This is a genomic window from Gilliamella sp. wkB195 (genome assembly GCF_001690445.1).
In the GTDB taxonomy this organism is placed as follows: domain Bacteria; phylum Pseudomonadota; class Gammaproteobacteria; order Enterobacterales; family Orbaceae; genus Gilliamella; species Gilliamella apicola_E.
On the sequence record NZ_LZGP01000019.1, the window covers coordinates 64,174 to 77,360 of the forward strand.

General features: G+C 36.1%; 14 protein-coding genes and 2 tRNA genes. 5 read left to right on the forward strand and 11 right to left on the reverse strand.

Annotation, left to right across the window (positions count from 1 at the left end; translation table 11 throughout):
* Nucleotides 1–3: 3 nt before the first annotated feature.
* The 8 genes from A9G08_RS05545 to A9G08_RS05580 all read right to left on the reverse strand — a co-directional run bounded on the left by A9G08_RS05545 (nt 4) and on the right by A9G08_RS05580 (nt 5,445).
* Complete coding sequence (locus tag A9G08_RS05545) at nt 4–828, reverse strand: PTS system mannose/fructose/sorbose family transporter subunit IID (protein ID WP_065562742.1); 825 nt, start codon at nt 826–828, stop codon at nt 4–6.
* Nucleotides 809–1,639 carry a PTS mannose/fructose/sorbose/N-acetylgalactosamine transporter subunit IIC gene (locus A9G08_RS05550; RefSeq protein WP_065562743.1) on the reverse strand — a complete coding sequence of 277 codons (831 nt, stop codon included), beginning with the start codon at nt 1,637–1,639 and terminating at the stop codon, nt 809–811. Before A9G08_RS05550 ends, A9G08_RS05545 begins: the two co-directional genes overlap by 20 nt.
* A 14-nt stretch (nt 1,640–1,653) precedes the next feature.
* Nucleotides 1,654–2,121 (reverse strand): PTS sugar transporter subunit IIB, encoded by a 468-nt coding sequence (locus tag A9G08_RS05555; protein WP_065562744.1) that lies wholly within the window; start codon nt 2,119–2,121, stop codon nt 1,654–1,656.
* Between the two features lie 11 nt (nt 2,122–2,132).
* A complete protein-coding gene (locus A9G08_RS05560; protein ID WP_065562745.1) occupies nt 2,133–2,816 on the reverse strand; it encodes a GntR family transcriptional regulator in 684 nt (227 codons plus the stop codon).
* Entirely contained in the window at nt 2,813–3,535 is a 723-nt protein-coding gene (locus A9G08_RS11500; protein ID WP_081299500.1) for a GntR family transcriptional regulator, read from the reverse strand. Before A9G08_RS11500 ends, A9G08_RS05560 begins: the two co-directional genes overlap by 4 nt.
* A gap of 318 nt (nt 3,536–3,853) precedes the next feature.
* Nucleotides 3,854–3,930 (reverse strand) — tRNA-Pro (locus A9G08_RS05570).
* Nucleotides 3,931–3,955: 25 nt separating this feature from the next.
* A tRNA-His gene (locus A9G08_RS05575) sits at nt 3,956–4,031 on the reverse strand.
* A 124-nt stretch (nt 4,032–4,155) separates the two neighbouring features.
* Nucleotides 4,156–5,445, reverse strand: coding sequence for an L-cysteine desulfidase family protein (locus A9G08_RS05580; RefSeq protein ID WP_065562746.1), 1,290 nt, complete (start codon nt 5,443–5,445; stop codon nt 4,156–4,158).
* A gap of 375 nt (nt 5,446–5,820) precedes the next feature.
* Here A9G08_RS05580 and A9G08_RS05585 point away from each other — a divergent pair, with 375 nt between their 5' ends.
* Both A9G08_RS05585 and A9G08_RS05590 read left to right on the forward strand, forming a co-directional pair.
* Nucleotides 5,821–6,501, forward strand: coding sequence for a response regulator transcription factor (locus A9G08_RS05585; RefSeq protein WP_065562775.1), 681 nt, complete (start codon nt 5,821–5,823; stop codon nt 6,499–6,501).
* Between the two features lie 12 nt (nt 6,502–6,513).
* Nucleotides 6,514–7,815 (forward strand): ATP-binding protein, encoded by a 1,302-nt coding sequence (locus A9G08_RS05590; RefSeq protein WP_065562747.1) that lies wholly within the window; start codon nt 6,514–6,516, stop codon nt 7,813–7,815.
* On the opposite strand, the gene A9G08_RS05595 is transcribed toward A9G08_RS05590, so the two are convergent.
* Nucleotides 7,812–8,558 carry a M15 family metallopeptidase gene (locus A9G08_RS05595; RefSeq protein WP_081299501.1) on the reverse strand — a complete coding sequence of 249 codons (747 nt, stop codon included), beginning with the start codon at nt 8,556–8,558 and terminating at the stop codon, nt 7,812–7,814. The two genes, A9G08_RS05590 and A9G08_RS05595, sit on opposite strands and share 4 nt — an antisense overlap.
* A gap of 100 nt (nt 8,559–8,658) precedes the next feature.
* Between A9G08_RS05595 and A9G08_RS05600 the strand changes: the two genes are divergently transcribed.
* From A9G08_RS05600 to A9G08_RS05610, 3 genes are read left to right on the forward strand one after another with little or no spacing between them, the layout of a single operon-like run.
* Nucleotides 8,659–9,837 carry a bifunctional tRNA (adenosine(37)-C2)-methyltransferase TrmG/ribosomal RNA large subunit methyltransferase RlmN gene (locus A9G08_RS05600; protein WP_081299502.1) on the forward strand — a complete coding sequence of 393 codons (1,179 nt, stop codon included), beginning with the start codon at nt 8,659–8,661 and terminating at the stop codon, nt 9,835–9,837.
* 13 nt (nt 9,838–9,850) lie between these two features.
* A complete protein-coding gene (locus A9G08_RS05605) occupies nt 9,851–10,459 on the forward strand; it encodes a hypothetical protein (protein ID WP_065562749.1) in 609 nt (202 codons plus the stop codon).
* 46 nt (nt 10,460–10,505) lie between these two features.
* Entirely contained in the window at nt 10,506–11,078 is a 573-nt protein-coding gene (locus A9G08_RS05610) for a manganese efflux pump MntP (RefSeq protein WP_065562750.1), read from the forward strand.
* Between the two features lie 85 nt (nt 11,079–11,163).
* Here the strand turns inward: A9G08_RS05610 and groL are convergent, their stop codons facing one another.
* On the reverse strand, nt 11,164–12,810 hold the full coding sequence (gene groL / locus A9G08_RS05615; protein WP_065562751.1) for a chaperonin GroEL: 1,647 nt from the start codon (nt 12,808–12,810) through the stop codon (nt 11,164–11,166).
* A 46-nt stretch (nt 12,811–12,856) separates the two neighbouring features.
* Nucleotides 12,857–13,150 carry a co-chaperone GroES gene (locus A9G08_RS05620; protein ID WP_034915350.1) on the reverse strand — a complete coding sequence of 98 codons (294 nt, stop codon included), beginning with the start codon at nt 13,148–13,150 and terminating at the stop codon, nt 12,857–12,859.
* Between the last annotated feature and the right edge of the window lie 37 nt (nt 13,151–13,187).

A 13,187-nucleotide genomic window follows, 5' to 3' on the forward strand; every position in this document is an offset into this window, starting at 1 on the left:
TCCTCAACTTCCTAATAACCCAGTCCAGGCACCGAAAATACCAATGGCGGCAATGAGTAGAAGAATCCAATGTGCTTTAACGCCTTTTCTCACCAATACAAACATAAATAGCGTAAAGAGTAACGGTAGGATCTGTGGCACAATGCCGTCAAAAATATCTTGTAAGGATGCCGAATCATCACCGGTACCTATTTTCAATGGCATATTGAGTGTCACCATGGTGGCAACCATTGCCCCGACCACACAGAGCCCGAGTACTGAAGCGCCATAGGACAATTTATCCATTAAGCCGGTTTTTTGCACTTTTTCAATAAAGGAAGCACCAATGTTATAGCCAATTAATAAGCCAAAATATCGTGCTAAAATCGCCGGCACATTAAAGATAAGCAGGAATAACAATGGACCTAAAATATTACCTTCCAGCGCTAAAGAGGTGCCAATGCCGGTAGCAATAACACGCAATGTCCCCCAGAAGAAAGAGTCACCTAAACCACTTAACGGTCCCATTAACGCAATTTTGACATCATTAATCGAACTTTTATCAAACTCACTATCGGTGGCATTTTGTTCTTCCATGGCAATACAGATGCCTAGAGGGAAGGTAATTAGCCAAGGGGTAACATTATAAAATTCTAAGTGGCGTTGATAAGCATCGGTAAGGTCAACTTGATTATCACTATAAATTTTATCTAAAGCCGGACGCATGGCATAGGCATAGCCTAAGTTCATTTGCCGTTCATAATTCCATGACCATTCAGCGGTGAAAGAGCGCCAAAAAGTTCGGGTTAATTCTTTATTGGTTATTAATTTAGAATTCTTCGTTTTCATAATCGATCTCCTGTGCACCTAAAACGTTGCCAGTTGTTAGCTTCTGACTGTCTTGTTCTGTTACGCCTTTTTTCCCATTAAATGAGGAGTAACCGGTCAAAATAAGTGCTAGGCAGGCACCAAAAATGGCCACGCCAGTAACAGGCACTTTCATATAAACGGCTAAAGCAAAGCCAAGAACAAAAAAGGTGACATTGGTTTTTTTAATCATAATTTTCATTAACATGGCAAAACCAAACGCCGGTAATAAGCCGGTTGCAATACCTAAACCATCGATAATAAAGCGAGGAATCATTTCTAATAAGTCATTGACCGCTGAACTACCGAATAAGTAGGAGAATCCAACCACTAAACCAATTGGCAGATTGATTGAAAAGAAACCACCGAGTATGTTCATTCGATCCATACCTTTGCCGTTGCCTTCGCTGGCGTATTTATCGGCTTTGTGAACAAAGTAAGGAAGAATAAAAAGAAAACATAAATTTTTGACTAATAAAACCAGTGATGCAATTGGAATGCCCAGTGCTAAGGCGATTTCGGTACTTTTCCCTGCGCCAATGGCAAAAGCGGTACCTAAAACACTGCCGGAAATTATTTCCGGTGGAATGGATGCACCGATTGAAAACGATCCGACAAACGCTAATTCTAACGTTGCCCCAATTATAATGCCTTGTGTGATATCACCCATGACTAAACCTGCTAAGGTACAAGTCACTAACGGTCTGGATAACATTGATGAACCTAAAAAGTATTCACCATTTGCTAACATCGCAATCAAAGCTAACAGTAATGCGGTTAATTCGATACTCATTTTGTACCTCTCAACTATTTCTCAAATTTCTGCTTTGATTCACTTGGAATTTGCTGAATGTAGATATCAATACCGTCTTGTTGCAATTTGGTCAGTAAATCTGCTTCAAGATCGGTTAAATTGATGGTTTTAGAGTAGTTTTTTGTGCCTTCACGTGGTTTAGTACCACCTAAATTAAGGCTGGTTATTTTGCCTTGCGTGCCACGGATTAATTTTTCAGCATCTGCTACTGATTCAACGACTATCAGCATTTGATATTTATCAGTTGCGCCTGAGTTTATCGCCTCAATACTGTCATCAATTGATTTCATCACTAATTTTGCATGCTCTGGCTTAGCCAAACGAATCGCAGATTTACGTAGTTCGTCGTTGGCTACAACATCATTAGCAACTAAAATCGTGTTTGCATCCATACTTTCGAACCATGAAACAACAACTTGACCATGCAATAAGCGATGATCAACGCGTAACAATTTAATCATTGGTGTACCTCCTAAGTGAAATCGACCACATATTTGGTATTACTAGCAAACTTATACTCGAGAGCAATCGGTTCGCTATTAGTATCAAAATAGTGATTAGAAATTTTAAATAATGGGTCGTTAATCTGGATTCGAAGTTGTTTAGCGAGCTCGGAGTTGGCCACAATCAGTTGCAAATCTTGTTCTAATTTATCGACTTTTTTCTTGCCTGAATTGATGATTTCGAGCGCAGATAACACTTTGATAATTGAAATTTGAAAATCGGGAAAGTTATTTAATGGCAGGACAAAAATCTCTTTCGTAATACTGTTTTTTGCCACTTCAAGGAAGCTAATGTAATAGATCAGTTCAGCCGGTTTTATTTTTAGTAATTGACTGTAATATGCACCTGCTTGTCTTAAGTAAGCTTCTTTGATTACTTTTTTGTGATTGGGGTAGATGTATGGTTTTATGATACCTGTCATCTCTAAAATATTTTGGGTCGAGAGCGTTGGCGCAACAAACAGACCAACTCCTTTTTTCCTAACCACCATATTTTGATCAACTAATCGATCTATTGCTTTACGGACAGTTGTTCGACTTACATTATAATCTTTTTGCAATTGCCCTTCGGGTGGTAACTCAGCACCAACGCCATATCGTCCGGTATTTATCTGCTCGAGTAATTGAGCGGCAATTTTTTCAAATAGCTTCATTTATGTTTTTCCTCATAATTGAAGATATTTTTGGCCGATAAGTGATACCGAAATCGGTTACCAATCAAATACTGTTCAGTATATTCAAATGGTTGAAAATTATTATCGTAACTATAACTTGATACTTTATAGATAGGTGTTCCTTCGGCAATAGCTAAATACTCTGCTTTATCTTCGGTCGCCGCTTCGTAGGTGATCTCTTCCCGTCCATGGCTTGGTGTAAAATGATAATGCTCTTTAAGGTATTCATAGAGCGAAATGTTATTTAAGTCCTGTTTTTCTAAATCGGTAAATTTTTCTGAAGGGAGATAATTGATTTCATAAGAAAGCGGTATTTTCCCCAAGAGACGTTGTCTGATAATTCTAATTAGTTGCTGGTTAGATCCGAAAAAGGTACGCAATTGTGCAGGCATCTTTATAATTTGATTGGACAATACTTTTATTTCAATTTGAACATTTTCTTCTTTTTGGATCTCTTCACTAAACGAAGACATTTTTAGCATATTGATTTCAAAAACATTGTGTTCCGGGCTATAGTTATCTGCTTGAAACATATAACTTTCCATAGCTAAATCATGCAAGGCTTTCCTGACGGTTGTTCGGCTTACCTTAAAAAATTCGGCAAGTCCTCGCTCAGTCGATTTTTCCGTAATAATTTTAGGATTTGCTCTTATTTGTTCTTCTACATCGGTTTTAGACGCAATATCTCGGTATTCCAAAGATCACTCTCCATTACTGGGCTTTTTTAATTCACAGATATATCTTAAATCACATAATATAGTTCAAAAAATAGATAAAAAAATACATGTTGTCAATTTTAAGTACCAAAAGTGTAAGGGCGATCACAAATTTTATGAGAAATACAATAAAATCAATTAAATGAATATTAATTAGGGTTGGCAGTGGGGTAAAATAGCAGCAGATAATGTGTTAAATAAACACTATAAAGCAACTGTTTATATGCTATTGCTGAGAATACAAGCGATAAAGCGGATAATAAAAAAGCCTACTCAATGAGCAGGCTTTTTTATATAAATTGGTCGGCGAGAGAGGATTCGAACCTCCGACCCACTGGTCCCAAACCAGTTGCGCTACCAAGCTGCGCTACTCGCCGTTAGATGTTTCATACTTTGCATAAATGGGGTGGCTAATGGGATTCGAACCCACGACAACTGGAATCACAATCCAGGGCTCTACCAACTGAGCTATAGCCACCATATGAAGTAGGACGAAATATTACGCATAAAAAATAATATTGTCCAGTATATTTTTTAAAAATAATGCTAATTGGTTATATTAAAAGCGCTTAAAGTCTATTCTTTTACCATCAGGGATAACATTAGACTTTATACGACATAATATCAATTATCTGAGTATCCAATGCTTTCATACTATTACTTGCAATCGCCCCTAGATTATTAATGGTCGTTTCAACACTATCACAAACAATGCCTTCATTACCGGTTACTCGAATCCGATTTAAAGCCATCAATACAGCTTTAAATCCAGATGAAACCGATGTTGACACTTTCATTGCACAACTATTTGATGCACCATCACATATTATTCCAGACAAATCACCAACCATATTGCATATTGCCATATCTACTGGCTCATATTGCTCTTTTCCAAGCAACCATGCCATACCAGCAGCAGCGCCCATTGCAGCCGTGGATGCAGCGCAAAGTGCTGATAAAGGTGGGAATTTGCTATGTATATAGATCGCAATAGTATGAGATAAAATTAATGCTCTAGCTAATTGCTCTGGCGTCGCATTTAAATAATCGGCGACAACAACTACCGGCATAGTTGCTGTTATCCCCTGATTACCCGATCCGGAGTTACTCATTGCAGGTAAAGTCGCACCACCCATTCGTGCATCAGATGCTGCTGCGGTGCGAATCATCACTTTGGACAGCAAGTCATCTGCTAACAATCCTGTTTTTGTTTGTTCATACAATGTTGCAGCAATACTTAAACCATATTCTCGCCTTAATCCTTCTTGTGATAAAGCATTGTTTAATTCTGCCGAATGTAAAATAAATTCGATATCATCAAAATTAGCTTGCGTTGCAAACTCATATATCTGTTTGACTGACATATGGTTTATGATCGACTCTTGTTTAGATTCACCTTGTGTTCTTTTATCTGCTTTGAAAATAGTTTCACCATTTTTTTCGATCAAAATTACGTTAGTATGTGAGTTTTCGATGCATACCCTAACATGATCGGTATTCGTATAAATATTGGCTTCAGAATAAATAGCAGTATTATTATCAGCAATTTGTACATTAACTTTATGTTCACTAATTAACGTTTTAGCCTGATTAATTTGTTTTGGTTTAATATTTTTTAATACTTCAAGGCCAGCTTGAGCATCGCCACCTATTGCCCCAATTGCTGCGGCAATAGGTAATCCAACCATACCGGTACCTGGAACAGTAACACCCATGCCGTTTTTCATTAAATTTGGCGAAACAAAAGCCTCAATACGATTAATATTATTTTTATCAATATATTTAGCTGCAACTGCAGCAGCCAAAGCAAGCGAGATAGGCTCTGTACAACCAAGAGCCGGTAAAACTTCGTGTTTCACCAATTTAATTAATTGTTGCCAAGTTAGTTTCATTTATTATCTCCATATAGCTAACAATAAATAGTGAAACGTTCAATTTATAAATAATGCGACTATTTTATTATATTTAACTTGAAAACTGAATGTACTGCTCACATATTACATAACAAGTTAGTTAAAAAATATTAATGAAACATAGCTTTTATTAATAAATTACATCACTACTAACAGTTCCTTATTCAATCGTTTTTTGATTGAAATATATACTATGAAAATAGAGTAAATCTAAATTTCTATACTTAGTTGCATAGTAAATAAATTAATCAGGAATAGTTCAAAATATGTAATATTTTAGTAAATCCACCTGACTTTTTTTTTATTATTGCAATAATGTAACTATCTAAAATTAAATAATAATGGCGACGTATGATAAATATTTTATTAATTGATGATGATGTAGAATTATCACAAATGCTTAGCGAATATTTAACCAATGAAGGTTTTAATATTAAAAGTGTTTATTTGGGTAAAGATGGTATTGATGAAGCGCTTTCAGGTAAATACCGTGTAGCAATTTTAGATGTAATGTTACCTGATATTAATGGAATTGATGTCCTTAAAAGCATTCGTCAACAATGTAATATGCCAGTAATTATGCTAACGGCTAAAGGTGATAATATTGATCGCGTGTTAGGGTTAGAATTAGGTGCTGATGATTACATTCCAAAACCATGTTATCCACGTGAATTATTAGCTAGATTACGAGCGGTTTTACGTCGTTTTGATGAACGTTCGGTTGAATTAGTCGATGATAAAAAATATCACTTTAATGGTTTAACCTTAGATATTCCTCAGCGATTATGCACTTGGAATGGTCAACCTATTGATTTAACGTCTACCGAATTTAACTTATTAGTTTTACTTGTGAAACATAGTGAGCGAGTGGTAACTAAAGAAGAATTATCTGAAATTGGGCTTGGTCGTGCACGAGAGCTTTATGACCGTAGTGTAGATGTCCATATCAGTAATATTCGCCAAAAATTACATCAAGTCGCACAAAATGATGTAACCATTGAAACGATAAGAGCCGTTGGTTACCGTATTCGTTAATGTAGGTTTGACATGAATCGTCGATTATTTTGGAAAATTCTGATTATCTTTTGGATAATCTTTTATCTTACTTTCCAATTAACTTGGATTGCTTTCTCTTATTATATAGAGAATAAAAATCAACGATTCTTAAATCATATGCCAACTAAAGTGGATATGATTGCACAATTACTACATGTTGCTGGTGAAGATGAGACTCTCAATTTTATCGCACATCTCCCCGAACGTGAGCGAGTTTTACTGTCGATAAAATTGGTCTCTCCTCAAAATGATCAAGTCAATATCATCACAGATGAATTAGAATCAACCAGTTATTTATATCAAAGGATGGCGGTTGCACCAGACGGAACACTTTACTCGGTATCATTTAAAGACGATAAAACAGATCATAGCAATAATAGGAAAACTTTATTCAATATGCCAACTCCCATTGTACTAATGGGGATATGTGTTGGGTTAGTATTCAGCCTTTTTTTAGCATGGAACTTAACCAGACCAATGAAGTTATTAAGGCAAGGGTTTTTTAGAGTTTCTCAAGGCGATCTTTCTGTCCGCCTATTCAAAAAATTAAAACCTCGTCGTGATGAGCTTAGCGAATTAGGTAAAGATTTTGACATGATGGTTGAACAGCTCAATATCTTAATTTCTGATCGCCAAGCACTACTCCATGATGTTTCACACGAACTTAGAACGCCACTGGCCCGTTTGCAGCTTGCCATCGGCCTTGCACAGCAAAATAAACAAAACATAGATACTTCATTAGCTAGGATTGAGTTAGAGTCGGAACGCCTAGATCAATTAATAGGTGAAATTTTGAATTATTCACGCGCAGAAATGAATAATCGAACCGATGAATATTTTGACTTAAAAGAGTTAATTGGTGTTGTTGTTAATGATGCTAACTATGAAGCAAATCATCAATCTATTGAAGTAGTATTTAGCATATCATCGATTTCACATTCTATTGTTAAAGGTAATTCAGAACAAATACGACGAGCAATTGAAAATATTATTCGTAATGCTATCCGCTTCTCTAAAGCCGGTCAGACTGTTGAAGTATCGTTAAAAGAAGCAGGAAAATATTTACAAATAGAGGTTAAAGATCGCGGTCCTGGTGTAGATTCAAGTAAATTATCAAGCATTTTTGAACCTTTTGTCCGTATACAATCAGCACAATTAGGTAAAGGCTATGGGCTAGGCTTGGCGATTGCAAGAAAGACCGTTATTATGCATAACGGTACTATTCAAGCTAATAATCGAGATGGCGGTGGTTTAGTGGTAACAATAAAACTACCTTATTGGCGAAAGCATTAATAACATTCTGAATTAACAGTTAAAACATACTCTTTCACAAGACTTTCAAGTGTAATTTTATCATAACCAGTAAAATTCAAATTTTTCATAATTGTTTGTGGATTAGTTTCAAGTATCGCCTTATATTCAGCTATATATTGCTTTGCAATTGGTTTATAAGACCAGTGCCACTCTTCTGGTAAATATCCACCCTTTCTTCCTTCATTAAATGGCTGGCAAAAACCATATTTTGGTAAGTTTTCACGAAGCCATTGATACAAAATAATACCCTTTTTATCATTTTTAAAATATTCAGATGACACGCTGGTAATATCAATATCTGTTCCCCAATGATGTCTTGATGTGCCAGGCATTGAAGATAATTTTAAAATTTCTTCGGCAATTTTTTGTGGCACTTTTAACTTAGGCAATAAGGCGTCCCATTTACGTTGCCAAATGCCATTTTGATACGTGTAATTACGTGTTGCACTCACAACTATAAACGGAATATCTGGATAAGATTTTTTAAAATCGTTATAAGCTTTAATTAGCTGCTGAGTGGGCTCTTTTTGAAGATACATGCCTTTTTTATTTACTGGTAATATTGTTGAATCCAGAGCAATAAAATCGCTGTCTTTTTTCTCATCAAATTGGCCAGTAAGTTTATTTAATGGAATTGATTGTGCCATAGCAAATGTTGAACATAAAAGTAGAGTTAAAGTTTGAGTAAAATTGGCAATTGTTTTTATTATTTTTTTCATCATTCAAATTGTAATTAATATTATATTAGCCAGACAAGGTGAAAAACAGTATAATCTTTTCCCTAAAAATTGAAATAGCCATAATGTGTAAAAACGAGGCAATATGTTAACACCAGCTACACAAAAATCGTCTGGCGATTGTTCAGATGTGACAACCAATCAAAACACCACAAATCCAACCAACGAAAAAATTAACTTGCTTAACTTCACTAGACAACAGTTAAGAGAGTTTTTTATTTCCTTAGGGGAAAAACCATTTAGAGCTGATCAAGTGATGAAATGGATCTATCATTTTGGGATAGATGATTTTGATCTGATGACCGACATCAACAAAAAGCTCCGTGAACAACTAAAAAGATTAGCTGAAATTAAAGCACCTAAAATTGCTCTTGAACAGCGATCATCGGATGGTACCATTAAATGGGCGTTAGATGTGGGTAATAATCAGATGATTGAATCGGTTTATATCCCTGAACGTGATCGAGCAACTCTGTGCGTATCATCACAAGTGGGCTGTGCGCTTGAATGTAAATTCTGTTCAACTGCTCAGCAAGGTTTTAATCGCAATTTAACCGTTTCTGAAATTATTGGCCAGGTTTGGCGAGCATCAAATGCGATTGGTGTTACAGGTAAATTAGCCGATCGGCCTATCACGAATGTTGTTATGATGGGTATGGGTGAACCTTTACTTAATTTATCTAACGTTGCACCAGCAATGGAAATCATGTTAGATGATTTTGGTTATGGTTTATCAAAAAGACGTGTCACACTTTCAACCTCTGGCGTAGTACCAGCATTAGATAAATTGGCAGGAATGATTGATGTTGCTTTAGCTATTTCACTCCATGCACCAAATGATGAAATCCGAAGTGAAATTATGCCAATCAACCAAAAATATAATATGGCAATGCTACGTGATTCAATTTTACGTTATCTATCAACATCAAATGCTAATCACGGTAAGGTGACAATTGAATATGTTTTACTCAATCAAATCAATGATAGTGTTGAACATGCGCATGAACTGGCAAAATTCTTAAAAAATGTGCCTAGTAAGATCAATTTAATTCCATGGAATCCATTCCCTGGAGCACCTTATTCTCGTTGTTCAAATACCCGAATTGATCGCTTTATGAAAACATTAATGGGTTATGGATTTACGGTTATTGTTCGTAAAACACGCGGTGATGATATTGATGCGGCTTGCGGGCAACTTGCTGGAGAAGTGGTTGATCGTACTAAACGCACACTATATAAGAAACAAAACCTTATTCAACAATAAAAAGGAGTTGTGGATGAAAAGCGTATTAATTGCATTAATTAGTATGTTAATACTAGCTGGCTGTCAAACAAATGCTCGTGAAGAATTTGATCCTGAAGCAGCGGCACTCGCTAGAATGCGATTGGGGTTAGGCTACTTAGCTAAAGCCAATGAATCCGAGGATAATGTTAAAGCTGCACATTATAATCTAAAATTAGCCGCTGAGTATTCACCCAATAATCCACAAGTGATGCTAGCAATGGCAATGTTTGATCAGCATGTTGGTGAATATAATGAAGCAGAAATGATCTACAAACGTATTACATTAATGCAACCTGGTAATGGCTTATTTCATGTCCATTATGGCTCCTTTTTATGTGGCAGGAATCGTTATCAAGAAGCCAAAGAACAATTTAGCAAAAGCCTAGAATTTGATCGACACCGCTGGAAAGCCGATACCTACGAGCAATATGGTTATTGTGCGATTCAAAATGGAGATACAAAAACGGCAGATCTTATGTTCAAACAACTTTTTGAATATGATTCAAACCGCCGAAATAATGTAATAAAAACAGCAGAATTTTATAAAAATAAAGGCGATAAAAAGATAGCTAACTATCTATTTTTAATATCAAAAAAATAAATTATAAAAATTAAAATAAAAATCATTAGAAGCAAGAGTAAATATCATGAGTTTTTGGGCTATTTTATTATTAGCATTAGCCATGTCGACTGATGCATTTGCGGTAGCGGTTTGTCGTGGCGTTTCGCTTAAATCAACACCCTTTTTCGGTGCATTAAAAGTAGGCGTTTTATTTGGCTTTATCGAAGCTATTACCCCTATACTAGGCTGGTTTATTGGCTATATTGCACTTCAATATATTGAAAACTGGGATCATTGGATCATTTTTGCCGTCATGCTTTTGTTAGGTCTTAATATGATTTATCATAGTTTTAAAGAAGAAAACGATGAAAATGACGACCAAAAACCCCTCTCCTCAAAATCATTTCTAATATTAGTCCTTACGGCTATTTCAACTAGTATTGATGCTTTTGCAATTGGTGTTGGATTAGCCCTTGCTAGTGTCAATATCTACTTCGCATCAACAATGATCGGTTTAGCGACTTGTATTATGGTTACCCTTGGGTTATTGCTAGGTAAAAAAATTGGTTGTTTAATTGGGAAAAAAGCATCATTTATTGGCGGTATAGTGCTTATCATCATTGGTTCAATAACACTTTACCAGCACTTAACAAGTTAATTTTGAATATTTTATATAATCAATCGCTAGGTATAAAAAAACCACTCACATAACGGAGTGGTTTTTATTAGGAGAAACAGCAGAATTACATCATTCCGCCCATTCCACCCATGCCGCCCATACCTGCAGCAGCACCTAAATCAGCTTTATCATCTTTAGGTAGATCAGTAACCATACATTCAGTTGTGATCATAAGACCAGCAACAGATGCAGCATATTGTAATGCGCTACGAGTTACTTTAGTTGGATCTAAGATACCCATTGCGATCATATCGCCGTACTCTTCAGTTGAAGCATTGTAACCATAGTTACCTTTACCACCTTTAACTGCGTTAACAACAACAGATGCTTCTTCACCACAGTTAGTCACGATTTGACGTAATGGCGCTTCCATTGCACGAAGGGCAACTTTAATACCAACGTTTTGATCTTCGTTTGCACCTTTAAGGTCTAAAATTGCAGATGCAGCACGAACTAACGCAACACCACCACCGGCAACCACACCTTCTTCAACTGCTGCACGAGTTGCATGTAATGCATCTTCAACACGTGCTTTTTTCTCTTTCATTTCAACTTCAGTTGCTGCACCAACTTTAATTACTGCAACACCACCAGCTAATTTAGCTACACGTTCTTGAAGTTTTTCTTTATCGTAATCAGAAGTTGATTCTTCGATTTGTTTACGAATTTGTTCAACACGTGCACTGATTAAAGACTCTTCACCAACACCATCAATGATAGTGGTATTGTCTTTATTGATAACAACACGTTTAGCTTGACCTAGATCTTCTAAAGTAGCTTTTTCAAGCTCTAAACCGATTTCTTCTGAAATTACAGTACCGGCTGTTAAAATAGCGATGTCTTGTAACATAGCTTTACGACGATCACCAAAGCCAGGTGCTTTAACTGCGGCAACTTTAACAATACCACGCATAGTATTCACAACTAAAGTTGCTAATGCTTCGCCTTCAACATCTTCAGCAATGATTAGTAGTGATTTACCTGCTTTAGCAACTGCTTCTAATACTGGTAATAATTCACGGATGTTAGAGATTTTTTTATCAGCTAATAAAATATATGGGCTATCTAATTCAACAGTAGCTGTTTCTGGTTTATTGATGAAATATGGTGATAAATAACCACGATCAAATTGCATACCTTCAACAACATCAAGCTCGTCTTGTAAACCAGTACCATCTTCAACAGTGATAACACCTTCTTTACCCACTTTTTCCATTGCTTGAGCAATTAAAGTACCAACAGTTTCATCTGAGTTAGCAGAGATTGTACCTACTTGAGCAATCGCTTTAGAATCAGCACATGGTGAAGATAATTTTTTAAGCTCTTCAACTGCTGCAACAACTGCTTTATCGATACCACGTTTTAAATCCATTGGATTCATACCCGCAGCAACCGCTTTTAAACCTTCATTAACAATAGCTTGAGCAAGTACTGTTGCGGTAGTTGTACCGTCACCAGCGGCATCGTTTGCTTTTGAAGCCACTTCTTTAACCATTTGTGCACCCATGTTTTCGAATTTATCTTCTAATTCGATTTCACGAGCAACTGACACACCATCTTTAGTAATAGTTGGTGCACCGAATGATTTATCTAATACTACGTTACGTCCTTTTGGACCTAAAGTTACTTTAACTGCATCAGCTAATACATTGACGCCTTTAAGCATTTTAACGCGAGCGTCATTACCAAATTTTACATCTTTAGCTGCCATTTTGTATTTCTCCTAAATTCTGTCTATAAATTAAATTATTTGCCAATTACGCTTGAACTATGGCTAAAATATCGCTTTCAGATAAGATAAGCACTTCTTCGTTATCAATTTTTTCTGTTTTAACGCCATATCCTTCATTGAAAATAACGATATCACCAACTTTTACATCTAGTGGTTGAACTTGACCATTTTCTAAAATGCGACCATTACCAACAGCTAAAACTTCACCACGTGTTGATTTACCCGCAGCTGAGCCTGTTAAAACAATACCGCCAGCTGATTTTGACTCTACTTCTTTGCGTTTAATGATCACACGATCATGCAATGGACGAATTTTCATTAGTTATCTCCTAGCACTAATATAAATTAAATAATTA